The organism is Streptomyces sp. CC208A (assembly GCF_030010625.1).
Classification (GTDB): domain Bacteria; phylum Actinomycetota; class Actinomycetes; order Streptomycetales; family Streptomycetaceae; genus Streptomyces.
The window spans coordinates 63156-86757 of record NZ_JASCXN010000024.1 but is presented as its reverse complement, the minus strand read 5'-3'; the positions used below and the strand labels follow the sequence as shown (position 1 = coordinate 86757).

Below are 23602 nucleotides of genomic sequence, written 5' to 3'. Positions count from 1 at the left end.
CCCCGACCACCACTCCATCACCACTGGAGACCGCCATGACCGCACCCTCCGACGCCACCGCCGGCGGCACCACCCGGACCGGCGCGAAGTCCCCGGACGTCACCTTCCGCGAGGCGCCCGAACTGACCAGCCCCGTCTTCGAGGTCGGCGGCCTGTCCGTCTTCTACGGCGACCACGAGGCCGTACGGGACGTCAACATGACTATCGGCGAGCGGCAGATCACCGCGATGATCGGCCCGTCCGGCTGCGGCAAGTCCACCGTCCTGCGCTGCTTCAACCGCATGAACGACCTCGTGCCCGGGGCCCGCGTGGCCGGCAAGGTCCGCTACCACGACGAGGACCTGTACGGGAGGGACGTCGACCCGATCGAGGTCCGCCGCCGCATCGGCATGGTCTTCCAGAAGCCCAACCCGTTCCCCAAGTCCATCTACGACAACATCGCTTACGGCCCCAGGGTCGCGGGCGTGAAGGGGAACCTGGACGACCTGGTCGAGGAGACCCTCACCCGCGCCGCGCTGTGGGACGAGGTGAAGGACAAGCTGAAGGGCTCCGCGCTCGCCCTGTCCGGCGGCCAGCAGCAGCGGCTGTGCATCGCCCGCACGATCGCGGTCAAGCCCGAGGTGATCCTCATGGACGAGCCCTGCTCGGCCCTCGACCCGATCGCCACGGCCAAGATCGAGGACCTCATGGAGCACCTCGCCCAGGAGTACACGATCGTGATCGTCACGCACAACATGCAGCAGGCCGCCCGCGTCTCGCACCGTACGGCCTTCTTCACCGCCGACGTCGACGACCACGGCGTCCGCCACGGCCGGCTCGTCGAGTACGACGAGACCGCCCGGATCTTCAGCGCCCCCGCCGACCAGCGGACCGAGGACTACATCTCCGGCCGCTTCGGCTGAGCCGCCCTCCCCGAGCCGCCCTTTGCGCGCCGCCACCGTGAAGGAGAACCACGCGTGACACCCGCAGCACCATGGCCCCCGCGGCCCGCCGCCGAGCGCGGCGGGGGCGGCAAGGCCGACACCAACGGTCCGGGCCTGCTCCTGGCCGAGCCGGACGTCACGCTCGCGGGCCGGGCGGTGGCCCGCTTCGAGGGCGCCGACGTCTCCGTGACCGTCTGCCACGACGGCGCGGAGGCCCTGCTTCAGGTCGGCGTCCGCCACCCGGCCGCCGTCCTGCTCGCCGCCCCGCTGCCCGTGGTCGGCGCCGCGCAGGTCACCGAGCTGATCGCCCGCCTCCACCCGGTCCCCGTCATCGTCGGGGCCGGACCGGACGGAGTGGGGGAGGCCACCGCCGCTCTCGCCGCCGGCGCCGTCGCCATCGTCGCCCGGCCGTACCGCATCGAGGAGATCCTCCCGCTGCTCACCTCCGGCAAGGCCACCGGGGACGGCTCGGCCGACCCCCTGACCGTCGGCGACATCGAGCTTGATCCGGCCGGGTTCCACGTCCATGTACGAGGGCGCTCGCTGAACTTGCCGGTCCGTGAATTCCAGCTGCTCCGCTATCTGATGCAGCACCCCAACCGGGTCATCAGCCGCGCCGAGCTCACCCGCGCGCTGTGGGGCACTGACGCCCTCGACAGCAACACGCTCACCGTCCACATCCGCCGCGTCCGGATGAAGCTGCGGGACGAGGCGGGGAGCTGCTGCACCATCGACGCGATCCGCGGGCTTGGCTACCGGCTCGAATGCAGCACCGACCGGATCCCGGCCCCCTCGGGCGCCTGACGCGACGAGCCACCGGAGGGAGGCGCACCGCCCATGGAGGACCGGCCGGACGACGACAGTTCGTACATCGACCTCCCGGGGCGGGCGTCGCGTCGGCCCCGCTGGGCCGCGGTCAGCGGACGCCACCACGTCCCCACCCTCGGAACCCTCGTCTACCGCAAGCGCTGGTACGCGAAGAGGGTCCGGGTGCGGTTCCGCACGGTCGGGGCGACACGGTGGCAGTCCGGGTCGGCGGACTGGACCACGATCGTGGAGCTGATCACGGCGGGCACGCTCGGCGAGGCCCGGACGCTGGTCTCCTGGTGCCTGAGCGACGACCGCTGATCCCCGCCGCACTCCGCGGCGGGGGTCAGGTGCTGGGGGCCTGCTCGGGCAGCAGTTCGCGGACCAGTCCCTCGACCCTCGTCGCCAGGCCGTCCCGCACGGCCCGCGCGCTCTCGATGTCGAGTCCGCCGAGATCGGGAAGATCCCAGTCGAGATAGCGCCGGCCGGGCCGCACGGGGCAGGCGTCTCCGCAGCCGAGGGTGACCACCACGTCGGCGGCCTCCAGGATCTCCGAGGTCAGCGGCTTGGGAAACTCCTCGCCCACGTCCAGGCCCTGCTCGGCCAGGAGCCGCCGCACGACGGGGGAGATGTCCGCGGCGGGCGCCGAGCCGGCCGTGGCCACGGTGACCGCCCCCGCGGCCCGCTGACGCATGAGCGCGGCGGCCAGCTGCGAGCGCCCGGCGTTCTCCGTGCACACGAACAGCACCTCGGGGACCGGCTTGGGGCTGAGCCCGGCCCCGCGCGCGAGGGCGCTGAGCCGCTGGTCCGCGAAACGCTCGACGAGCGCGGGCAGATAGGTGCGTACCCGGGCCCGGCCTGCGAGCAGACCGGCGCACTCCGCCACGTACCGCTCGACGGTCTCGCGGGAGAACGACCGGCGGTGCCGTGCGGCCAGCCGCCGGGTGATGCGGTCGAGCAGCGCGCTCGTGCTCCGGAGCGGCGGCGTCGACCGCCCGAGGTGAGCCGACTCGTCCACCGCACACCTCCTCGTTCCGGCCTCGTTCCGGCCTGCGGACCCGATCGGCCCGTCTACCAGGATCATAGATGGGTATCTATTTTCTGCACAGGCGCGAGCGAAAGTGAACGCTCGATGAACTCATGGCACGACCACCTTCCGGAGCCTCGTTCCGCTCACCGCCGCTCGTATGGTGAATAGATGGCTATCACTGCAATAGACACGGCGCGGGCCGTGCGCGCTCCGGAGACGGAGGCGTGCAGCCCGCAGCTCGCCTGCCTTCTGATCGACCGGGAGGAGGCGGAGCGGATGGCAGCCATGCTCAAGGCCATCGCCGACCCGACCCGCTTGCAGATACTGCGGCTGATCGAGCGCTCCCCGACGGAGGAGGCGTGCGTCTGCGACCTGACCGAGTGCCTGGGCCTTCGGCAGCCCACGGTCAGCCACCACCTGAAGATCATGACCGAGGCCGGGCTGCTGAGGCGGGACCGCCGCGGCACCTGGGTCTGGTACTCGGTCGACCGTGACGGGCTGCGCCGGGTCCGGGACATCCTCGATCCCGACACCGCCTGACCCGCGTCCCTACGAGAACGGCCCCGGTCCCGCCATCTCGCAATGACGGCGGGACCGGGGCCTGTTCTCGTCCCCTGGCGGCGTGCCCCAGGGGCTCAGCCCGCGAGGAAGCCTTCCAGCTCCCGGATCAGGGCTGCCTTGGGCTTCGCGCCGACGATGGTCTGGGCGACCTCGCCGCCGACGTAGACGTTCATGGTCGGGATCGACATGACGCCGTACTTCATGGCGGTGTCGGGGTTCTGGTCGATGTTGAGCTTGACGATCTCGATCTTGTCGCCGTGCTCGGCCGCGATGGCCTCCAGGGAGGGCGCGAGCTGGCGGCACGGGCCGCACCACTCGGCCCAGAAGTCGACCAGGACGGGCTTGGTGCTCTTGAGGACGTCCGCTTCGAAGGAAGCGTCGGTCACGGTCTTGAGGGCCACGAGGTGCCTCCTGTCGGGATCTGCTGCGGTCAGGCCGTGGCCGTTGCCATGGCCGGGGTCTTGTCGGCGAGAGCGGCGAGGTGGCGCTCGGCGTCGATGGCGGCCTGGCAGCCGGAGCCGGCGGCCGTGATGGCCTGGCGGTAGGTGTGGTCGACGACGTCGCCGGCGGCGAAGACGCCGGGCAGGTTCGTACGGGTGGAGGGCGCCTCGACCTTGATGTAGCCCTCGGCGTCCAGCGCCAGCTGCTCCGTGAAGAGCTCGGTGCGCGGGTCGTGGCCGATGGCGATGAAGAGGCCGGTCGCGTCCAGGTCGCGGGTCTTGCCGGTGAAGGTGTCGCGCAGGACGACGCCGGACAGCATGCCGTTCTCGGACTTGATCTCGGCGATCTCGCTGTCGAAGGCGAAGGAGATCTTGTCGTCGGCGAAGGCCCGGTTCTGCATGGCCTTGGAGGCGCGCAGGGTCGAGCGGCGGTGGACGACGGTGACCGAGCGGGCGAAGCGGGTGAGGAAGGTGGCCTCCTCCATGGCGGTGTCGCCGCCGCCGACCACGACGATGTCGCGGTCGCGGAAGAAGAAGCCGTCGCAGGTGGCGCACCAGGAGACGCCGCGACCGGACAGCTCGTCCTCCTGGGGGAGGCCGAGCTTGCGGTAGCCGGAGCCGGTGGCGACGATCACCGTCTTCGCGCGGTGGACGGTGCCGGCGGAGTCGGTGAGGAGCTTGATGTCACCGGTGAGGTCGACGGAGACGATGTCGTCGTCGATCATCTCGGCGCCGAACCGCTCGGCCTGGGCCCGCATGTTGTCCATGAGGTCGGGGCCGTCGACACCGGTGGGGAAGCCGGGGAAGTTCTCGACCTCGGTGGTCGTGGTGAGCGAACCGCCGACGAAGATCGAGCTGCCGAACAGCAGCGGCTTCAGCTGTGCGCGGGCGGTGTAGAGGGCGGCGGTGTACCCGGCGGGGCCGGAGCCGATGATGACGACCTCGCGGATCTCGCTCATGCGGTCTTCTCCGGGGCGATCTCCTCGATCAGGCCCTCGACGAGCTTCTTGATCTCGTCGCGGATCGGGCGGACGGCCTCGACGCCCTGGCCGGCCGGGTCCTCCAGCGTCCAGTCGAGGTAGCGCTTGCCCGGGAAGACGGGGCAGGTGTCGCCGCAGCCCATGGTGATGCAGACGTCGGACGCCTTGACCGCGTCGATGGTGAGGATCTTCGGGGTCTCGGCGGTGATGTCGATGCCGACCTCGCGCATCGCCTCGACGGCGGCGGGGTTGACCTGGTCGGCGGGGGCCGAGCCCGCGGAGCGGACCTCGACGCGGTCTCCGGCCAGGTGCGACAGCCACGCGGCGGCCATCTGGGAACGGCCGGCGTTGTGGACGCAGACGAACAGGACGGAGGGCTTCTCGGACACGGCAGGTCTCTCTTGTCTCACGACGAAATCAGGCGCAACTGAAATCAGCACCCGATGGTGTCATCCACCACTGATGTGAGAGTATCAGTACATGATGACGTCAGTCGACACTGAGCTGTTGCGGGTGCTGGGCGATCCCCTGCGCCTGCGGATCGTGACCCTGCTCGCCCGCGAGATGCTGTGCACCACCCACCTGGTCGAGGAGACCGGTGCCAGGCAGACCAACCTCTCCAACCACCTGAGAGTGCTGCGCGAGGCCGGGGTCGTCGAGACGGAGCCGTGCGGCCGCTTCACGTACTACAAGCTCCGCCCGGACGTCATCGCCTCCATCGCCGGCCAGTTCGCCGAACTCGCCGAGTCCGCTCGTACCGCTGCCGAGAACAAGAGGGCCTGTCCGTGACCCCCACCCAAGCGCCCGCCCCGACCGAGGAGACCTCGGTCGTCGCGAAGCTTTCGACGCTTGACCGCTTTCTCGCCGTCTGGATCCTCCTGGCCATGGGCCTCGGACTGGGTCTCGGCCGGCTCATCCCCGGCCTGAACGACGCGCTCGCCAAGGTCGAGATCGGCGGCATCTCGCTGCCGATCGCCGTCGGCCTGCTGATCATGATGTACCCGGTGCTCGCGAAGGTCCGTTACGACCGCCTCGACGCCGTCACCGGCGACAAGAAGCTCATGGTGTCGTCCCTGGTCATCAACTGGGTCCTGGGCCCCGCGGTGATGTTCGCGCTCGCGTGGATCTTCCTGCCGGACCTGCCCGAGTACCGCACCGGCCTGATCATCGTCGGCCTCGCCCGCTGCATCGCCATGGTGATCATCTGGAACGACCTGGCCTGCGGCGACCGCGAGGCCGCCGCCGTCCTGGTCGCCCTGAACTCGGTCTTCCAGGTCATCGCCTTCGGCCTGCTCGGCTGGTTCTACCTCGACATCCTCCCTGGCTGGCTGGGCCTCGGCGAGGGCGAGACGCTGGACATCTCCATGTGGAAGATCGCGCTCAACGTCGTCATCTTCCTCGGCATCCCGCTGCTCGCGGGCTTCCTCACCCGCCGCATCGGCGAGAAGAAGCTCGGCCGCGAGTCCTACGAGCAGAAGTTCCTGCCGAAGATCGGACCGTGGGCCCTCTACGGCCTGCTCTTCACGATCGTCATCCTCTTCGCCCTCCAGGGCAAGACCATCACCTCCCAGCCCCTCGACGTGGCCCGGATCGCGCTCCCGCTGCTCGTGTACTTCGCGATCATGTGGTTCGGCACCTTCGCGCTCGGCAAGGCGATCGGCCTGCACTACGACCGCACCGCCACCCTCGCGTTCACCGCCGCGGGCAACAACTTCGAGCTCGCCATCGCCGTCGCCATCGCCACCTTCGGCGTCACCTCCGGCCAGGCCCTCTCCGGTGTCGTCGGCCCGCTCATCGAGGTGCCCGTCCTCGTGGCCCTCGTGTACGTGTCGCTGGCCTGGCGCAAGAAGTTCGCGACCGCCCAGGCGAAGTAAGCCGTCGCACGTCGTCATCCGGTTGGCCCCGTCGCACGCGGGCGGGGCAACCGTGCAGGCAGGAAGGGAACACCGGGACATGGACAGGCAGCTGGACGTGGTCGTCATCGGCGGCGGCCAGGCCGGACTCGCGGCGGGCTACCACCTGCGCCGCCTCGGCCTGGACTTCGTCATCCTCGACGCCCAGTCCACGCCGGGGGGCGCCTGGCAGCACACCTGGGACTCCCTGCACCTCTTTTCCCCCGCCGCCTTCTCCTCGCTGCCGGGCCGGATCATGCCGCCGCAGCCGGGGGAGACGTACCCCGACGCCGCCCACGTCGTCGGCTACCTGACCGACTACGAACAGCGCTACGACCTCCCGGTCGTCCGGCCCGTCCGCGTCGAAGCGGTCCACCGCGACGGCGAGTACCTGCGGGTGGAGAGCGCCGCCGGCGCCTGGCGAGCCCGTACGGTGATCAGTGCCACCGGCACCTGGTGGCGCCCCTTCCTGCCCGCGGTTCCCGGCCGTGCGGAGTTCCGGGGCACCCAGCTCCACACGGTGGAGTACCGCCGCCCCGGCGACTTCGCGGGCCAGAAGGTGATCGTGGTCGGCGGCGGGAACTCCGGCGCCCAGATCGCCGCCGACCTCGCGTACGACACCGAGCTGACCTGGGTCACCCAGCGTCCGGCCCGCTTCCTCCCCGACGACATCGACGGCCGCGCCCTTTTCGACGCGGCGACCGCCCGCCGTCGTGCCCTCGACGAGGGCCGCACCGACACCGGCGGCGTCGCCTCCCTCGGCGACATCGTCGCCGTCCCGCCCGTCCGCGAAGCCCGCGACGCGGGGCTGCTCAAGGCCCAGCCGATGTTCACCCGCCTGACCGCGACCGGCGTCGAGTGGGCCGACGGCACACACGCCGGCGCCGACGCGATCATCTGGTGCACCGGCTTCCGCCCCGCGCTCTCCCACCTCGCCCCGCTCGGCCTGCGAGGCCCGCGCGGCCACATCCCCACCGCGGGCACCCAGGCCCTCCGGGAACCCCGACTCCACCTCCTCGGCTACGGCGACTGGACCGGCCCCGCCTCCGCCACCCTCATCGGCGTCGGCCGCCCGGCCCGTGAGGCCGCCCGCGCGATCGCCGAACTCCTCGACCTGGGCTGACGCCTTGTGGACGGCACCGCTACCCGGCCTTTGCCGTCGCCGCGCCGCAGCGGCAGGCCGGGGGCTGCTCGTCGGTGCGCTGCGAGGCCGGCCCCTTCGTCACGGTCGGCTCAGACCCGCAGGCCGGTGGAACTCCTCACGGTCAGGAGAGCGTGGCGACGACCTCGCGGACCTGGGCGGCCACCTCGGCGGGCAGAGGCGCGTAGTGGATCGAGTGCAACTGCGCCTGCCCCTCCTCGCTCGCCGTGAAGGTGAGGAAGGACCTGAGTGCCGGAAGGCTCTCCGGCTCGTTGCCGGTGTCGCAGACGATCTCGTACGTGACGAGGACGATCGGGTAGGCGCCTTCGGCGGAGGTCTTGTAGTCGAGCCGCAGCGTCAGGTCCCTGCCCTCGCCGACCACCTTCGCCTCCGCGATGCCCGCCGAGGCGCTTTCCGTACTGGGCGCCACCGGGCGGGAGGCACCCGTGTCGACGAGCACCGTGTCGATCTTTCGCTCGGCGGCGAAGGACAGCTCGAAGTAGCCGATCGCCCCGTCCGTCCGCGTCACCGTGGTGGAGACCGCGTCCGAGCCGGGCGCGGAATGGCCGCCCCGGCCATGCCACTTCTTGTCCGCGGGATACGGCCAGGAGTCCTTGGCTGCTGCCTTCAGGTAGGCGTTCAGGTTCTGGGTGGTTCCGGAGTCGTCGGCGCGGTGCACCGGGGAGATGGCGAGGTCGGGCAGCTTCGCCTTCGGGTTGAGGCGCTGGATCGCCGGATCGTTCCAACGGGTGATGCGCGTGTCGAAGATGCGGGCGAGCGTGGGCGCGTCCAGGACCAGCCCCGTCAGCCCGGGCACGTTGTACCCGACCGCGACGGGCCCGCCGAGCATGGGAAGATCGAGCGCCTGTCCGCCAGGACAGACGTCCTCGGTCAGCACCCGGTCCTCGTCCGACAACGCCTCGTCCGTACCGCCGAAGGCGGTGGCCCCGCGCTGGAACTGCGCGACCCCGGCGCCGGACCCGAGCGGGTCGTAGACGAGCTGTACTCCCGGACAGGCTTGCTGGTACTGCTCCATCCAGCGCTTCATCGCGTTCTGCTGAGCCGTCGACCCCGAGCCGCGCACCTGGCCGGCGTCGACGCACTCGACGTCCGGCACCGTCCCTGTGGGAGACGGTGCCGACTCGTCGCGCGTGCCTTCCGAGCCGCAGGCCGTGAGGAACAGCGTGCCCACGACCAGGGCGGCGGCCCGTCCCCTCCATCGATACGTCCCTCGGTACGCCCGTTCCGTACGTAGACGCTGGCCCATGACTCCCCTTCGGACACGCGGATGAACGGCCACGGTGCACTCCACCGCTCCGATAAATAGATGCTCACCGATATGACTGAGGGGTGGATGGAACCCAGACGAACAGATGGCGTCACCACGGCGACCTCCGGGTGATCAAGCCAGCTCCGGTGGCTTTCTGGGAGGATGGTCATGGTGCACCCGCCTGGTGGAGGAGGTCCCCGTGACGCCTGATATCGGTTCCGGCCCCGGCCGGGAGGCGCCTTCGCTGACGATCACCGTGGATGACGGCCGGCAGGCGTCCCTCGCGTTCTCCGGCGGCCTGGACGCCCGTATGAACCTCGCCTTGGAGGAGCGGCTCGGCGACCCGGCCCTACGGGAGGTCCGCGCCTGGCTGCTGGACCTCCATGATCTCCAGAGCATGGACCTCGCCTGTGCCTATGCCCTCAGGCGCGCGGCCACCGAGCTCTCGCCGCCCGCCGGGATTCGTGTGCGCGGCGCGAGCCCCGGCGTCCGCCGGACACTTCACGACGCCGGAGCCGACGCCGTCATGACCTTCGGGGGCTGATCGCCGCCGGTCGTCAGATCGCCGCGGCCTGGGTGAGCAGGCGGCCCATGGCGGCGAGGACTGCGGGCTCGACGCGGTAGTAGACCCAGGTGCCGCGCCGCTCGGAGGAGAGCAGCCCGGCCTCCTTCAGCTTCTTCAGGTGGTGGGAGACGGTCGGCTGGGAGACGCCGACGTCGGAGATGTCGCACACGCACGCCTCGCCGCCCTCGTGGTGTCGGGCGCAGAGTAGATGTCAGTGAGACGCAGAGATCTGTCAGTGGCCGCGGGGCGCGTACATGAGGACGCCCATTCCGATGAGACAGATGACGGCGCCGGTGATGTCGTAGCGGTCGGGGCGGTAGCCGTCGGCGACCATGCCCCAGGCGATCGACCCGGCAACGAAGATGCCGCCGTACGCGGCGAGGATGCGCCCGAAGTTGCCGTCCGACTGGAGCGTGGCGACGAAGCCGTACAGCCCGAGCGCGATGACGCCGGCGCCGATCCAGATCCAGCCCTTGTTTTCGCGTACGCCCTGCCAGACCAGCCAGGCCCCTCCGATCTCGAACAGGGCGGCGACGATGAACAGGGCGATGGAACGGGCGACGAGCACGGCAGCGGGGTCTTTCTGGCAGCGGATGAGCGTGGGGAAGTTGGTGGTGGGCCGGTCAGGCGGCCGGGCCGAAGAGGTCGGTGAGCAGGCCCGTGCCGCCGGCGGGGGCGCGGACTTCGAGGTGCAGCTCCTGGCCGTCGAGGTGGAGGCGGAAGTCGAAGAAGGGGCAGCACTGCTGTTCGTCAGCGGCGAGTGAGGCCACCGCGGCGGTTCGCGCGGCGGGCAGGGTGAGCCGAAGGCCGTCGGGGATGGCGGTTCGTACGGCGCCGTCGATCGCCTCGTGCCACTGGGCGGTGCGTTCGTGCAGGCTGTCGCCGGTCAGCGAGCAGGCCACCGGGGCGGTGCGCCATCGTTCCGCGTCCTGCTCGGCGGCCTGGCGGCTGGGCGAGAGGACGACGTCCACCGGCCGGGCCCCGGCGGGCGAAGAGGGGGCGAGGAAGCCGCATCCGGGGTCGCAGGGCTCGGCCCGGTCGGGCAGCGCGTCGAGGTGGGCCAGGGCTGTGTGCAGCGAGGCGGTGAACGCGGCCAGCTCGGCGGCGCGGACCTCGGCCTCGGCGAGGCGGGCGGCGATCCGCGGCCGCAGGTCCGCCTTGACGTCCTTGCAGGCTCCGGCCTGCCACACCGCGAGGAGTTCGACGATCTCCTCCAGGGGCAGCCCGAGGTGCTTGGCCGCGCCGATGAACGCGAGGCGCTCGACCGCGTCCTCGCCGTACATCCGGTAGCCGGCCGGGGTGCGGTCGGCGGACAGCAGCCCGGCGCTCTCGTAGAAGCGCAGGGTGGTGGCCGGGACGCCGCAGCGTTCGGCGAGCTGGGAGATCCGCATCGTGCTCACACTCCGACGGTAGACCTTCTACCTGGCTCGAAGGTCAAGCGTCCCGGCCGGTGGAGACGGCTTCGTCGTACGCGGCGAGCGTCCGGTACAGGGTGGAGCGGCCGACGCCGAGGTGCCGGGCGATTGAGGTGACGGGCTCGTGGGCGTCGCGGCGGCGCAGGGCGACGGCGAGCATGTCGCCGTCGACGGCCGGCGGGCGGCCTCCGTGGTTGCCGTTCGCCGCGGCGGTGTCCAGGCCGATGAGGGTCCGCTCGTGGATGAACTCCCGCTCGACCTCCGCCATGGCGGCGAACACGACGAAGAGGACCTTGCCAGCGCCCTGCGGGTCGTACATCCCGGCGAGCGGGCCGCTGAGGATCTCCAGGCGGTGGTCGCGTTCGGCGAGGTCCTGTGCGGAAGTGATGAGCTCGATCATGTTGCGGCCGAGGCGGTCGAGCATGGTGACGGTGAGGGTGTCGGCCGGGCGCAGGTCGGCGAGGGCGGCGTTGTACTCGGGGCGGATCTTCTCCCGGGTGCCGATCTTCTCAACGTAGATCCGTACGCAGCCGGCCTTCTTCAGGAGGCGGACCTGTCCGGCGAGGTCCTGGCCCTTGCTGGAGACGCGGGCGTAGCCGATGCGGTCGCCGGCCCGCGCGAGGAGTGCGGGGTCGAGGTCGGGTTCGGGGCCGGGCTGCCAGGTGCGGCCGGGCCCGCGCGCGGCGGGGATGCGGATCGCGGGCCCGGACTTCAACGCGGGGATCTTGGCGTACCGGCCGGTGTGGTAGTCGACGGCGACGACGCCGGAGTTCGCCCGGCACACCGACCCAGGCGGCGCCCCGCACCGCGGGCACGGCTCGCGCTCGATCAGCTCGGCGCGGGCGATCTCGTCCAGGTCGCCGTCCACGTGTTCCCCTCCCGCCCGGCCGCTCGACGCGGCCGTCCCGAATCCCCGTCTCACTTCTCCGCCGCGACCGCAGGTTTCGGGACGCCTTTCGGGACGCTTCCCGCGACCCGGCCGCCCCGGCGGGCGACCGTCCCGGAATCGGTCGTTTCCGGGACGCACGGGCGAGCGAGCGCCGTACGGAGTTCCGGCCTGATCGCGCGCCGTCATGATCAGCGTGGTCGGGCCCGGGGTGACTGCCCGCCGATCACCCCTCGTTCACTCGTACGGATGAACGGGCGAGGTGTCCCGAACACGTTTCGGGACGCTGTCGGAGACTTCCGATCATGGAGGGGGCGGAGGGGTCGAAGCGTGCTGCGGCGGTGGCCCGGCTGATCCAGCTGCGGGACGCCGAGCAGCTGTCGGCCGCGCACGTGCGCCTGGCCGCCGAGGGCCTCGGTGTCAGCGAGCGCACGGTGTGGCGGTGGCTGGCCGCGCCCACCCACGTCCCCGAACACCGCGGGCCTGAGCCGTACGTGCTGAGCGAGACGGACCGGGAGGCGTACGCCCTGTACCGGGGGAACGTCGCCGCCGTGCACCGCGCCCGCCAGGCCGTGGTCGACGGCGACGGGACTACCGCCGGCGCCCCGGTCCCCGACTTCCTACGCGAGGGCTGGGCGGGCGCCGCCCCCGTCGCGCTGCGCACGATGCAGGTCGCCTTCAACCGCGAGCTCACCCCGGCCGAGCGGGCCGCGTGGAAGGTCGGCGAGTCCGGGCGCCGGGCGAAGTCGGTGTACCTGCGGCGCCCGGAGCCGGCCACCATCGCCGCTGCCCTCGCGCCCTGGGCCGGAGCCGCTCTCGCCGGTGTCCTCGGTGGTTACGGCGGACTGTTCCTCGCCCTGAGCGGAAGCTCCCTCGCGGCGGCCCTCCTGGTGACGAGAGCCACCCCGCGAGAGAAGGCGGGGTCTACCGGGGTCTGATGCGCACGAGCGCCCGACACGGCACGGTGGCGTCGCCGACTGCTCCCTGAAGTGGGCGACGGAGATCACGAGCCGGGCTGTCCCTGGCGTTCATTTTCGGAACACGGCGGTGTTCTGAAACCGAAGAAGCTCGCCGTTCTGAAACGGAACGGGTTCGGCGCTCCCCGAGGGAACTCGCCAGGGCGACTGCCGCCATGGATATGCCGGACCGCGGCCATTCCGCAGGATGTATCGTCTGCCGATATCGGGACCCGTAACCCCCGTCCCCTGCCAGCGAGGAGTGCGCCCATGAGCAAGCCGCCGTCCGGCGGTGTCCCGGACGAGTTGCAGCGCAGACTCGGCGTGCACGACGCGTGCTGATCGGCCTCGGATCGATGATCGGCGCGGGGATCTTCGCCGCGCTCGGCCCGGCGGCCCGCTCGGCCGGCTCGGGGCTGCTGCTCGGTCTGGCCCTGGCCGCCGCCGTCGCGTACTGCAACGCGACCTCCTCAGCCCGTCTGGCCGCCCGCTACCCGGCCTCCGGTGGCACCTACGTCTACGGCCGCGAACGGCTCGGCGACTTCTGGGGTTACCTCGCGGGCTGGGGGTTCGTGGTCGGCGAGACCGCCTCCTGCGCGGCGATGGCCCTGACGGTGGGCTCGTACGTGTGGCCCGGCCAGGCGCATGCGGTCGCCGTGGCGGCGGTGGTGGCGCTGACAGCTGTGAACTACGCCGGCGTGCAGAAGTCCGCACTTCTCACCCGCGTGATCGTCGCCGTCGTTCTGGCGGTGCTCGCCGCCGTCGTGGCCGCCGCCCTCACCTTCGGCGAGGCCGATGCCGTGCGGCTGGACGTCGGTGCGGACGCGCCCCTCGGCGGGGTGCTTCAAGCGGCGGGCCTGCTGTTTTTCGCCTTCGCCGGGTACGCTCGCATCGCCACCCTCGGCGAGGAGGTCCGCGACCCCGCCCGCACAGTCCCGAAGGCGATCCCGCTCGCGCTGGGCATCACTCTCGTCGTCTACGCCGTCGTCGCCGTCTCCGTCCTGATGGTGCTGGGGCCGAAGGGGCTGGCCGAGGCCGCGGCGCCGCTGTCGGAGGCCGCGCGGGCCTCGGGTGCCGACTGGCTCGTCCCCGTCGTCCGTGTCGGTGCCGCCGTCGCCACGCTGGGCTCCCTGCTCGCCCTGATCCTCGGCGTCTCCCGCACCACCCTGGCCATGGCTCGTGACAGGCACCTGCCGCACGCGCTGGCCGCCGTGCACCCCCGCTTCAAGGTGCCCCACCGCGCCGAGCTGGTCGTCGGCGCCGTGGTGGCCGTGGCCGCCGCGACCGCGGACCTGCGAGGGGCGATCGGGTTCTCCTCCTTCGGCGTCCTCGTCTACTACGCCATCGCCAACGCCTCGGCCTGGACCCTCACCCCGGACGAGGGTCGGCCCCACCGCCTGATCCCCGCCGCCGGTCTGGCCGGCTGCCTCGTCCTGGCCTTCGCCCTGCCCGTGTCCTCGGTCGTCTCCAGAGCGGCGGTGATCGCTCTGGGCGCCGCCGTCTACGGGCTGCGCCGAGCTGTCGCCGCGCGGGGCTGACGCCCAGCCGTTCCTCCTCCCGGGGGAACGGCCGCGGTGAAGGTTGCTCCCGGCCCCGGCGTCGCCGGACGATGTCCGTGACCCGAAACCCGGCCGAAGCGAGGTGCCGTGCCGTGACCCGGCTCCAGGAGTGGCAGGAGCGACTGGCCGGCACGAGTGCCCCGCGTGCGGTCGTCCTCATCCGCCTGTACGTGGGCGCGGTCTTCCTGTCGGAGGGCGTGCTGAAGTTCCTGCGTCCCGGCCAGCTCAGCAGCGGGCGGTTCGACAAGGCCGGCATTCCCGCCTCCGGAGTCCTCGCCCCGATGGACGGCTTCTTCGAGATCGCCTGCGGGCTGTTGGTCCTCGCAGGCTTCCTGACCCGGCTCGCCACCGTGCCGATGATCGTGAACATGCTCGGCGCGTTGCTGATCACCAAGCTGCCGATCCTGTGGGGCGACGCCGCGCTGTTCGAGGGGAAGTCCGGCTGGTGGCACTTCGCCCACGAATCACGGACCGACTTCGCGCAGCTCTGCGGCAGCCTCTTCCTGTTCGTCGTCGGGGCCGGCGCCTGGTCCCTCGACGCCCGCCTGACCCGAACCCGAACCCGAACCCGTACCCGCTCCGTCCTTCCGGAGCGGGCGACCGCACGCGGCTGATCAGGCCGAAGCGTCGTCGCCGAGAACCTCGCGGGCCAGTTCCTTCAAGGCCCGGCGGTCTTCCGCCAGGGCCTGCTTCCCGGCCTCGGTCGCGGTGTAGACGCGCCGGGTCCGGCCGTCGACGACCCTCTGCTCGGAAGCCAGCAGCCCGTCGGCCTCCAGCCGGTGCAGCGTCGGGTACAGGGTGCCCGGGCTGATCCGGTAGCCGTGGCGGGCCAGCTCCTCGGTCATCCACGCGCCGTGGATCTCCTCCACGGCCGCGTGATGCAGGATGTGCAGCCGCACCGCACCCCGCTGGAACTCGCGCACTGTGGCCCACCTCCGATGGTGACGGAACCGATATCGGAGTCCGAGTCTAGGCCGTCTGCATCGACCCTGGCCTCGACATGCACCGCCGGTCGCAGCAGGTGATGCAGCGGGCGGCGGGATGTCGGGCCTGGGGCCCGTCAGGAACCAGAGGAGCCCGCGGCTGGTCGGCGACCTGGGTCACAGCGTGCTCCGCGAGGGCGACTGCCTCCTTCCCGGTCATTCCGAAGCGCGGATCGCCCTCTCGCGGAGCTCCTGGGCCTCCGGGATTCCGTCGTACCGGCGCAGGCGGACGCGCATGTCCTGGAGGGCGGCCTGGACCTTGACCGAGCGGATGCCGTCGGCGCAGTCGAGGAAGTCGCGCCAGGTGGCCAGGGCTCCGTCGACGTCGCCTTGGCGGAGGCGGACGCCGCCGAGGTCGGCGAGGACGATGGCACGGGTGCGGCGGCGGTCGAGGCCGTGGATGTCGAGGGCGAGGTGGAGGTGTTCCTCGGCGGCGTCGAGGTCGCCGAGGCGGGCGAGGATCATGCCGGATTCGTGGGCCCAGCGGCCGGGGGAGTAGTGGGCGGCCCAGGAGTCGCCGGGCGCGGCGGCCGGCTTGCCGATGGCGGTCTCGGACAGGGTGAGGTGTTTGGCGGCCATGCGGCGGTCGTCGTCCTGGGCGGCGGCGTTGGCGAGGGTGGCCTCGTAGTAGGCGACGGCTCGGGGGTTGTCGAGGTGGCGGCCGTAGTCCACGCAGGCTTCGCCGAGCTGGACGGCTTCGGCGCGGTAGCCGAGGGCGACGCACTGCACGGCGAGGCCGCGGAGGGCCGTCGCCGACAGTTCCGGGTCGCCGGCTTCGGCGGCGAGGCGGAAGGCGTGGGCGTAGTAGCGCTGGGCGAGTCCGCGGAGTTCGGGGGTGTCGCCTTCGTCCTGGGCCATCCAGCCGGCGAGGTGGACGAGCTGGGAGGTGGCGGCGAACAGGTCACGGCCGGTGGCTTCGGTGAAGCGGCCTTCCAGCCAGGGGGCGACGTCCTGGGTGAGGTAGCGGACGGCCAGGTGGCGGGCGTGGCCGCCGCCGAGTTCAGAGGCGGAGTCGCCGAGGGCCTTGACCATGTGGCGTACGGCCGCCACTTCGCCCTGGCCGACGCGGACGGCTCCGGGGGCGGCGGTCTTGGTCCGGCGGGTGATGCTGTCCATGTCGGGCAGGCCGAGTGCGGACAGCGCGTATCCGCTGGAGGCGAGGATGAACTCCCGACGTTCCACGTCGCTCCTTCCCAGATGCAGGACTGATGCCACGGTATCCGTGTGGAGGGCCGCAGGCGTGGGCTCCGGAAGGTTGATCGCCTCGGGGTCCAGTGCCAGCACCCGCGCGATGTAGGGCCACCAGTGGCCGGGGGTGCGTTCGCCCTCGATCCACCGCCGGGCGTGCTGGCGCTGGAGGCGGCGCGGGTCGCCGCATTCGGCGATGCCGAGTGCGCGGGCCAACTCCGAAGGGCCCCAGCCTCGTTCCTGGCAGGCCCGCTTGATCAGTTCCGCGACGGCCGGGTTCCTCGGCACCCCGTCATCCTCCCCACCTGGATTACGCGGGATTACGCAGGACTACATCCTGGGCCCTGTCCCGGGAGCGCGGACCGTCGTTCACTGAACATCACCCCGCAGATCTCCGAATGGCTCGAACCAGCCCTGTCCAGGGCCTGTTGGAGCCTGCCCGGACGCGTGAGAGGACCGATGGTGGCGATGCCCACGGACATTGCACCGACTCGCACGATCCCGCCTCCGCGATGGCCCGGTGCGGCACAGCACCCCGCCGTACGAGAGGCGGTCCGGTGAGCCGTTCCCCGTTACCCGACCCGCTGGAGACGGTCCTGAGCTGGATCTGGGCCCTCGGTACGGCTGCCGGACTCACCACGGTCGGCCTTCTGGCCCACACGGAGCACTCCTCCGTGCAGGTCCCGTTGGCGTGGCCGGCGCTCAGCGCCGAGGACGTTCCGACGGCCGACGGCCCCGGATAGGTACTCCGGCGTTCTCGCCGCACAACCGCGACGGCGCCTCGCCGGCGTACACGCTCCGCATCCCCCAGCGAAGGGAAGCCGATGTCCAGTCCGTACAACAGCGACACGTATCCCCTCCCCGTGTCGGTCGCGTTCAGCGGCCCCGACAACACCGGGAAGACCAAGCAGATCGGAATCCTCGCCCGGCGCATGGGCCCGGCCGCGACCTCCGCGGGCCCGCTCGACCACTACGACCCGCGCTGGGCCGCCATTAAGGCCGGCGGCATGGCCCGCTGGTGGTTCGAGACCGGCCCGGTCGAGGAGATCGCCGACGTCCTCGCCACCTCCTACCTCGAACGCTCCCGACACCCCTTCTCCGCGCCGGTACGCCTGCTGGACCGGGGCATCCCAATGCTGGAGGCGTCCGTCGCCGCCACCGTCGCCGTACGGGAGGACCTAGACGCCGCGCAGGCCACGGACCGGGCCCGACTCCTGCTGGCCCTGTACGAGACCGACCTGAGGTCCGTCGAGGAGAACGAGCACGCCCTCCTCCTCCTGCACTGCGACGACCCCGAGGAAGGCACCCGCCGGAGTCTGGCCCACGAGGCAACCGTCACCGGCACCTACGCGGCGTACCAGCGCCACCTCCACGAGCAGATCAACCGGCTCGTCGACGACGGACGCTTCCCGATGGCGATCCGCATCGGCGACCGGCCCACCGTCGCCATCCAGGACGAGGTACGCCGGCTCCTGGCCCCGTTGCATCCGGAGGTGCCCGGCCGGGCCCTGGCCGGAGTCCATGTCACCGCGCTGGGCGGCATGTCGGAGAGCGGGAAGAGCACGGCCGGCGAGTACCTGCGCACCCAGCATGGCCACGCCCGTCTCAAGATCGGGTACCTGATCGAGGAGGGGGCCGGCCGGGCCGGGATTCGCGACCCGTACCGGCTGGGACCGGTCGTGCAGGCCGAGCTGATCGTGGACGCGCTGGACCGCTTCTGCCAGGCCCACCACTTCCTCGACTCCGTCAGCATCGAGTCGCTGCACGACGTCGACTCGACCGCCGAACTCGCCCGGATGCTCGGCCCCCAGCTCACCATCGTCTACCTGGACGCCTCCGAGACCACCCGCACCTGGCGGGGCACCGCCGGCGCCCAGGACGTCACCGACCGCGACCTGGTCAAGGCCGCACGGGGTGCGGACAAGATAGCGTCCCTCGCCCACGAGGTCATCGCCAACGACGGGCCGCGCCTGGAGCTGGAGCGGCGGCTGGACCGCATCGTGCTCGACCGCCGTTGGCCGGAGCACCAGCCCTCCATGATGCCGGTCAACGCGCTCGGGCTCCCCGTGCACCTGGAGTCCTACCTGGCTGAGTTCCTCGACCGCACCACCGGCCTGCGCCCGCTGATCGACCTGCTGGCGGTCACCGGCAGCGGCGCCCGGGGGAAGTACCAGCACGGCTGGAGCGACCTCGACGTCCTGGTCGTGGCCGATGCCTCTTCCCTGGGAGAGATACGCCAGATCCTCGCGGACCTGGAGGCGGAGCTCGGCGGGGTCAAGCTGGGTATGACCGTGCTGACCCGGGCCGAGTGCCGGGCCGGCGCCGTCACCTCCCGGCTCCTCCACGTTCTCGCGCTCATCGGCAGCGGGGCGCTGGTCCCGCTGTGGGTCACCCCCGGGCTGGCCCTGCCCGCTCCGGACGCGGCCACCGACGTCACGGCGAGCCTGCGCGACGGCATCCAGGCCGCCATCGAGATCCGTCGCCAACTCCTCAAGGGAACCCCCGACCTCCGTGGCCTCTACAAGGTCACCGCGCTGCTCGCGAAGATCCAGCTCCGCTTCAGCGGGATCGAGTGCCCCTCCGACGGTGACGCCCTTACCGTCCTCCTCGACGCCAGGCGGCAGGACACGAGCCTGGTCACCACCGCCCGTACCGACCGGCCCGCCACCGAGGCGCTCGCCCGCCTCGTCCTCCAGGCGTGGCTGGACACCCTCCCCGGGGAGACGCGGTGAGCACTCGACGGTTCTCGACGGCAGCGGGCGTCTTCCACAAGCCGGCGGCGACTCGCGAGCAGGCCGAAGCCGAGGCGAGGGGATGGGCGCAGCTCTCCTCCCGCATCGCGGTCCCGGCCCTTCACGGGCAGATCGCGTTACCGGACAGGCAGCTCCTCGCCTACGAGGACGTCTTCGCCACCGGCCGGTGCGAGCTGCTCCTGGGAGACGTGATCGCCCTCGCCGACCGTGACCCGGCCGTACAGCCCCGCCTGGACCGCCTCGTGGACGGCGTCTGCGCCGACCTGCGGGCGGCGGCCGAGGAGACCGGGAAGAACGTGCCGTTGGCCGAGTGCGTACCGGACCTCTACCTCGACCGCATCCGCCCCGGGGGCCGACTGGACCGCTGGTACCTGCGCCGCGACCTGCCAGTCGCCCTGCCCCACACCGATACGACCCTCACCCTCCGGGACCTGGCCGACTTCACCCTCACCGCCAACGGCAGACCGCTGACACTGAACGTCGCCGCCACCATCGACCGCCTCCGTGACGTCCTGGCCTCCGACCGCCGCCTGCGCGCCGGCCTGACGCAGGGCGACCCCACCGAACCCAACATCGCCGACCCGCTGTGCTGGCTCGACTTCGAGTTCGCCGGCCGCAACACCGTCGTGGGCGAGACCGCCAACCTGCTCTGGTACCTGATGGCGCTGGGCGGCTGGCTCGTCCCCCGCTACCAGCCCGACGTGTACGCCCGCACCCTCCGCCTCGCCCTGCCGCCTCTGGCCCGCCCGCGCGTCGAGCACCTGGAACTGCACCGGAGCAGTCGGCACATCGACGTCCGGTACTCCTGGAACACCGACCCCGGCCGCGCCGCGGCCCTCACCCGCGCCCTGGACGGCCTCCGCGGCGAGCACGGCGGTGGCCTTGAGGAGATCCGGGCCTTCCTCGCCCTGCGCATTCTCGGCGTCATCCCGCCTTCCCGACTGACCGGACACGACCTCCTGCTCGTCCTGATCAAGCTCGCCGAGAGCCAGGACCCACACACGACGACCGACACCTTCTTCACCACCACGCAGACCACCCACTCCCACCCCGGTGAACGGAGCAGCAATGTCCCTACACCTGCTTGAGACCCCTCTCCAGGCCCGGCCGCTCCAGGGCCGCAACGCCCTCGTCACCGGCGGGGCCACCGGCATCGGTGCCGAGATCGGGCGGGCACTCGCCACCGCCGGAGCGACCGTCGCGGTCAACCACCTCGGCCAGGCCCCCGACGCCCACGCCCTCCTCGCCGCCTTCGAACGCGCGGGCAGCCCCGGGATCGCGGTCAACGCCGACCTGACCGACCCGGGCTCCGTCCGGACCATGGCCGACCTCGTCAACGCCGAGATCGGGCCCGTCGACATCCTGGTGAACAACGCTGGCTCCTACCCCCGCGTCGCCTGGCAGGACACCGACGAGACAGCCTGGAACTACTCCCTCGACGTGAACCTCACCGCCCACTACCGCACCTGCCACGCGCTCACTCCCGGCATGATCGAACGCCGCTGGGGCCGGATCGTGAACATCGGCAGCGTCAACGCCCGCGCCGGCCGGACGAACCTCGTCGCGTACAGCACCGCGAAGGCCGGGATGCTGGGCCTGACCCGCTCCCTCGCCCGCGAACTGGGCCCGTACGGGATCTGCGTCAATACGGTCCTGCCCGGGGCTATCCAGGTCGAGGCCGAGAACACCATCCCTGCCCAGCACCGTGTCCGGCCGGAGGACCAGATCAAGCGCCAGTGCGTCCCGCGCCGGGGCCGGCCCGAGGACGTCGCGGCCCTGGTGGCGTTTCTCGCGGGCCCCTCCGCCTCGTTCATCACGGGGCAGTCCGTCCACGTCGACGGCGGATGGCTGCTGCACTGAGACTGTCAACAAGCAAGGAGAACAACCGAAATGATCGAACGAGTCCGTGCCGTCCTCGTCACCGCCGACGACACGATGCTGGTCATCCGCCGCACCAGGCCCGGCATCCCCGAGTACTGGGTCCTGCCCGGTGGCGGCGTCGAACCCGGCGACGAGTCCCGGGAGGCCGCCCTCCATCGGGAGATCCACGAGGAGGTCGCGGGGAAGGCCGACATCATCCGCCTTCTCCACACGATGGAGACCGACGACGAGCGCCAGCTCTTCTACCTGGCCCGCATCGCCACCTGGTCCTTCGACGACCGCACCGGTCCTGAGTTCAGCGCCGAGGGCCGCGGTGAGTACGCGCTGGAGGAGATCCCGCTGACCCTGGAGGGGCTCGACGGCATCGACCTCAAGCCCGAGGAGATCGCCGACGTCCTGCGGGGAGCCATCAGCGCCGGAACCCTCAGGGCCGAGGCATCACTCTGAGCCTTCGAGTACGCCAACGCGCCATCGGGGTCGGCTTTGAGATATGCCGACCCTGATGGCGTTCCCGTGTGCTGCCGGCTCGGCACCACGCTTGCTGGCGACGGCCGCCCTGTTCACAAAATGAACGGGCGGCCGTTCAGAAAATGAACGTGGCCGCCGTTCAGAAAATGAACAGGTTGCGGCCTGTCCCTCTCGGAGCGGAACAGGTCGGCCGGTCAACGCCGACGCATGTGAGCTGGCTGCTGCACGGTGGCTGGTGCGGCGGCCGACGGGTGCGTCGGGGTGGTGGGCCGGTGCGTGGTGCTGCGGGCCATGGCTGCCTGGGCTCGGGGGCCGGGTGCGTGGCGTTGGCCGAGGCGGTGGATGCGCCAGGTGAGGGTGCGGGCGGGGTTGCGGGCGTCGTCGAGGGTGCGTTGGCCGAGGGCCTGGTCGAGGAGGGTGGTCGGGTTGTGGCCGGCCGTTTCCGCGTTGGCGAGGGCGGTGGCGAGGGCGTCCCAGGCGGGGTCCTGGAGGATGCGGTCGGCGTGTTCGGGGACGGCCTGCTGGAGGTGTCGGGCGTAGCGCTGCTTGGTCTGCATGCCGGGGGTGCGGCGGGCAAGGTCGTGAAGGACCGGGACGGCGACCTGGGTGTACGCGGTCTGGAGGTGGACGAGGGTCTGCCTCGCTGCCGCTTCCTGCTGGGCGTGCTGGTGCTTGCGGTGCCAGTGCTTCGCGAAGGCCACGGCGATGAGGGCGGCGTCCAGGAGCATCGCCAGGCCGGCTCCGTCGCGTGTCGGGGCGGGGGTGTGCAGGATCGTCTGGACGCTGCGGTGCAGGGCGCGGGCGCTGTCGAGGTCGGCGGTGATGCGGGAGCGGGTGGCGCGCTCGAAGAGGGCGGCGGCCCGTTCGAGTTCGCTCCTTGCCGAGGCCGGGGCGGTGAGGGGCAGGAGGTCGAGGGTTCCGCCGAGGGCGACGAGCTGGCCTTGGGCGATGGGGTCGCTGCTGTGGGTGAGGTGGTGGGGGATGCGTTCGGTGGCGGCGGTGGCCTGGTGCCAGGGGTCGGTCGGCGGGGCGGTGACCGGTTCGGCGCCGGTGTCGGTGAGGCGGTGGCGGATCTTGGGCAGGGAGAGGTCGCCGGCGAGGGTGGAGCCGGAGAACCACACCGGTTCGCCGTGCTTGTTGAGGTCGCCGGGCAGGGCGACGCTGTAGCCGAGGATGTCGCCGGACGGACCGGTCTTGGGACGTACGTCCACGCCGGTCACTTCCAGGAGCGCGAAGAACTCCTTCTCGCTGGAGGCTGCGGCCACCGCCCGGCGGACGCGCTGGCGCAGGATCTCGCGGGTGGTGGTGTCCTGGCCTTGGCGTTTGGCCTTGAAGTGTTCCTTGCTGGTGGGGCGTTTGGAGGCGGTGCCGTCGCCGGGGTTGAGGCGGCGCAGGCCGAGGTCGGCTTCGATCTTGCGGGCTTCGCGTTGGACGGCGCGGATGTCGTGGTCGCGGCGGGGGCGGCGGCCGTCCTGACGTACGAGGGTGGCGGCGATGTGGATGTGGTCGTCGGCGTGGCGGACCGCGACCCAGCGGCAGGCTTCCTCGTCGCCTTCGGGCGCGATGCCGGCGGCGGCCACGATCCGGCGGGCGACGTCCGCCCACTGGGCGTCGGTCAGGATCGGGTCCTCGGGCGCGGCGCGGACCGGGCAGTGCCACACCGTGGTCGTCGGTGCCTTGTCGCCGAGCATCTTCACGGGCTGGTCGAGCTGCGCGGCGAGCTGCTCCTCGACCTGTTTCGGGTTGCGGTGGGGGCTGCGGCCGGGGTCGGGGGCGAAGCCGTTCCAGGACGCGACCAGGTGCGGGTCGGTGTGCTCGTTGGCGGAGCCCGGCCCGTAGAGGTAGCCGATCAGGCGACGTGTGGCGCGGTCGCCCTTGCCAAGGATGATCTTCGGGATCACGTG

At 71.5% G+C, this 23602-nt stretch carries 26 protein-coding genes and 2 pseudogenes; 16 read left to right on the top strand and 12 right to left on the bottom strand.

Annotated features, from left to right (window positions below; all coding sequences use genetic code 11):
* The first annotated feature begins 35 nt into the window (after positions 1–35).
* The 3 genes from pstB to QK442_RS24230 are packed head-to-tail and all read left to right on the top strand — an operon-like array spanning position 36 to position 2051.
* Entirely contained in the window at positions 36–902 is an 867-nt protein-coding gene (gene pstB, locus QK442_RS24240; protein ID WP_282696151.1) for a phosphate ABC transporter ATP-binding protein PstB, read from the top strand.
* Between the two features lie 54 nt (positions 903–956).
* On the top strand, positions 957–1727 hold the full coding sequence (locus tag QK442_RS24235) for a response regulator transcription factor (protein ID WP_282696150.1): 771 nt from the start codon (positions 957–959) through the stop codon (positions 1725–1727).
* A gap of 33 nt (positions 1728–1760) precedes the next feature.
* The gene (locus QK442_RS24230; protein ID WP_282696149.1) at positions 1761–2051 is read left to right on the top strand and encodes a hypothetical protein; all 291 of its coding nucleotides are present in this window, start codon (positions 1761–1763) and stop codon (positions 2049–2051) included.
* 25 nt (positions 2052–2076) lie between these two features.
* Here QK442_RS24230 and QK442_RS24225 read toward each other — a convergent pair whose 3' ends face one another.
* On the bottom strand, positions 2077–2748 hold the full coding sequence (locus QK442_RS24225; protein WP_282696148.1) for an arsenate reductase ArsC: 672 nt from the start codon (positions 2746–2748) through the stop codon (positions 2077–2079).
* 180 nt (positions 2749–2928) lie between these two features.
* Between QK442_RS24225 and QK442_RS24220 the strand changes: the two genes are divergently transcribed.
* A complete protein-coding gene (locus tag QK442_RS24220; RefSeq protein ID WP_071281549.1) occupies positions 2929–3300 on the top strand; it encodes a metalloregulator ArsR/SmtB family transcription factor in 372 nt (123 codons plus the stop codon).
* Positions 3301–3395: 95 nt separating this feature from the next.
* Here the strand turns inward: QK442_RS24220 and trxA are convergent, their stop codons facing one another.
* From trxA to QK442_RS24205, 3 genes are read right to left on the bottom strand one after another with little or no spacing between them, the layout of a single operon-like run.
* Positions 3396–3722 (bottom strand): thioredoxin, encoded by a 327-nt coding sequence (gene trxA / locus QK442_RS24215; protein WP_282696147.1) that lies wholly within the window; start codon positions 3720–3722, stop codon positions 3396–3398.
* A gap of 29 nt (positions 3723–3751) precedes the next feature.
* Positions 3752–4720, bottom strand: a complete 969-nt coding sequence (gene trxB / locus QK442_RS24210) for a thioredoxin-disulfide reductase (protein ID WP_282696146.1) — start codon at positions 4718–4720, stop codon at positions 3752–3754.
* Positions 4717–5130, bottom strand: coding sequence for an arsenate reductase ArsC (locus QK442_RS24205; protein ID WP_071267274.1), 414 nt, complete (start codon positions 5128–5130; stop codon positions 4717–4719). The genes trxB and QK442_RS24205 overlap by 4 nt, the downstream gene beginning before the upstream one ends.
* 91 nt (positions 5131–5221) lie before the next feature.
* Between QK442_RS24205 and QK442_RS24200 the strand changes: the two genes are divergently transcribed.
* The 3 genes from QK442_RS24200 (at position 5222) to QK442_RS24190 (ending at position 7756) form a co-directional block, all read left to right on the top strand.
* Positions 5222–5530 carry a metalloregulator ArsR/SmtB family transcription factor gene (locus tag QK442_RS24200; RefSeq protein WP_282696145.1) on the top strand — a complete coding sequence of 103 codons (309 nt, stop codon included), beginning with the start codon at positions 5222–5224 and terminating at the stop codon, positions 5528–5530.
* A complete protein-coding gene (gene arsB, locus QK442_RS24195) occupies positions 5527–6615 on the top strand; it encodes an ACR3 family arsenite efflux transporter (protein ID WP_071267278.1) in 1089 nt (362 codons plus the stop codon). The genes QK442_RS24200 and arsB overlap by 4 nt, the downstream gene beginning before the upstream one ends.
* Positions 6616–6694: 79 nt before the next feature.
* Positions 6695–7756, top strand: a complete 1062-nt coding sequence (locus tag QK442_RS24190; RefSeq protein ID WP_282696144.1) for an ArsO family NAD(P)H-dependent flavin-containing monooxygenase — start codon at positions 6695–6697, stop codon at positions 7754–7756.
* Between the two features lie 142 nt (positions 7757–7898).
* On the opposite strand, the gene pstS is transcribed toward QK442_RS24190, so the two are convergent.
* Entirely contained in the window at positions 7899–8891 is a 993-nt protein-coding gene (gene pstS / locus QK442_RS24185) for a phosphate ABC transporter substrate-binding protein PstS (RefSeq protein WP_282696143.1), read from the bottom strand.
* A gap of 352 nt (positions 8892–9243) precedes the next feature.
* Here pstS and QK442_RS24180 point away from each other — a divergent pair, with 352 nt between their 5' ends.
* Complete coding sequence (locus QK442_RS24180; RefSeq protein WP_282696142.1) at positions 9244–9588, top strand: hypothetical protein; 345 nt, start codon at positions 9244–9246, stop codon at positions 9586–9588.
* Between the two features lie 13 nt (positions 9589–9601).
* Here QK442_RS24180 and QK442_RS24175 read toward each other — a convergent pair.
* The 4 genes and pseudogenes from QK442_RS24175 to QK442_RS24160 form a co-directional block, all read right to left on the bottom strand.
* A pseudogene (locus tag QK442_RS24175) lies at positions 9602–9799 on the bottom strand (metalloregulator ArsR/SmtB family transcription factor); the annotation flags it as partial.
* 42 nt (positions 9800–9841) lie between these two features.
* Positions 9842–10177 carry a YnfA family protein gene (locus tag QK442_RS24170; RefSeq protein WP_282696141.1) on the bottom strand — a complete coding sequence of 112 codons (336 nt, stop codon included), beginning with the start codon at positions 10175–10177 and terminating at the stop codon, positions 9842–9844.
* Positions 10178–10232: 55 nt separating this feature from the next.
* Entirely contained in the window at positions 10233–11000 is a 768-nt protein-coding gene (locus QK442_RS24165) for a MerR family transcriptional regulator (RefSeq protein ID WP_282696189.1), read from the bottom strand.
* 43 nt (positions 11001–11043) lie between these two features.
* Positions 11044–11892 (bottom strand): recombinase family protein, encoded by an 849-nt coding sequence (locus QK442_RS24160; RefSeq protein ID WP_282696140.1) that lies wholly within the window; start codon positions 11890–11892, stop codon positions 11044–11046.
* A gap of 323 nt (positions 11893–12215) precedes the next feature.
* Here QK442_RS24160 and QK442_RS24155 point away from each other — a divergent pair, with 323 nt between their 5' ends.
* The 3 genes and pseudogenes from QK442_RS24155 (at position 12216) to QK442_RS24145 (ending at position 15039) form a co-directional block, all read left to right on the top strand.
* Complete coding sequence (locus tag QK442_RS24155; protein WP_282696139.1) at positions 12216–12848, top strand: hypothetical protein; 633 nt, start codon at positions 12216–12218, stop codon at positions 12846–12848.
* 288 nt (positions 12849–13136) lie between these two features.
* A pseudogene (locus tag QK442_RS24150) lies at positions 13137–14404 on the top strand (APC family permease).
* Between the two features lie 113 nt (positions 14405–14517).
* Positions 14518–15039 (top strand): DoxX family protein, encoded by a 522-nt coding sequence (locus QK442_RS24145; protein WP_282696138.1) that lies wholly within the window; start codon positions 14518–14520, stop codon positions 15037–15039.
* Here QK442_RS24145 and QK442_RS24140 read toward each other — a convergent pair whose 3' ends face one another.
* Positions 15040–15348: a PadR family transcriptional regulator gene (locus tag QK442_RS24140; RefSeq protein ID WP_282696137.1), complete on the bottom strand. Its 309-nt coding sequence runs from the start codon at positions 15346–15348 to the stop codon at positions 15040–15042.
* A gap of 216 nt (positions 15349–15564) precedes the next feature.
* Positions 15565–16884, bottom strand: coding sequence for a tetratricopeptide repeat protein (locus tag QK442_RS24135; protein WP_282696136.1), 1320 nt, complete (start codon positions 16882–16884; stop codon positions 15565–15567).
* Positions 16885–17153: 269 nt separating this feature from the next.
* On the opposite strand from QK442_RS24135, the gene QK442_RS24130 reads away from it, so the two are divergent.
* The 5 genes from QK442_RS24130 (at position 17154) to QK442_RS24110 (ending at position 21677) form a co-directional block, all read left to right on the top strand.
* Positions 17154–17339, top strand: coding sequence for a hypothetical protein (locus QK442_RS24130; protein ID WP_282696135.1), 186 nt, complete (start codon positions 17154–17156; stop codon positions 17337–17339).
* Positions 17340–17420: 81 nt separating this feature from the next.
* The gene (locus QK442_RS24125) at positions 17421–19328 is read left to right on the top strand and encodes a nucleotidyltransferase domain-containing protein (protein WP_282696134.1); all 1908 of its coding nucleotides are present in this window, start codon (positions 17421–17423) and stop codon (positions 19326–19328) included.
* Complete coding sequence (locus QK442_RS24120; protein WP_282696133.1) at positions 19325–20437, top strand: hypothetical protein; 1113 nt, start codon at positions 19325–19327, stop codon at positions 20435–20437. The genes QK442_RS24125 and QK442_RS24120 overlap by 4 nt, the downstream gene beginning before the upstream one ends.
* Entirely contained in the window at positions 20418–21209 is a 792-nt protein-coding gene (gene fabG / locus QK442_RS24115; RefSeq protein WP_282696132.1) for a 3-oxoacyl-ACP reductase FabG, read from the top strand. Before QK442_RS24120 ends, fabG begins: the two co-directional genes overlap by 20 nt.
* A 30-nt stretch (positions 21210–21239) precedes the next feature.
* On the top strand, positions 21240–21677 hold the full coding sequence (locus QK442_RS24110) for an NUDIX domain-containing protein (protein WP_282696131.1): 438 nt from the start codon (positions 21240–21242) through the stop codon (positions 21675–21677).
* A gap of 215 nt (positions 21678–21892) precedes the next feature.
* On the opposite strand, the gene QK442_RS24105 is transcribed toward QK442_RS24110, so the two are convergent.
* Positions 21893–23599, bottom strand: coding sequence for a relaxase/mobilization nuclease domain-containing protein (locus QK442_RS24105; RefSeq protein WP_282696130.1), 1707 nt, complete (start codon positions 23597–23599; stop codon positions 21893–21895).
* Positions 23600–23602: the final 3 nt, after the last annotated feature.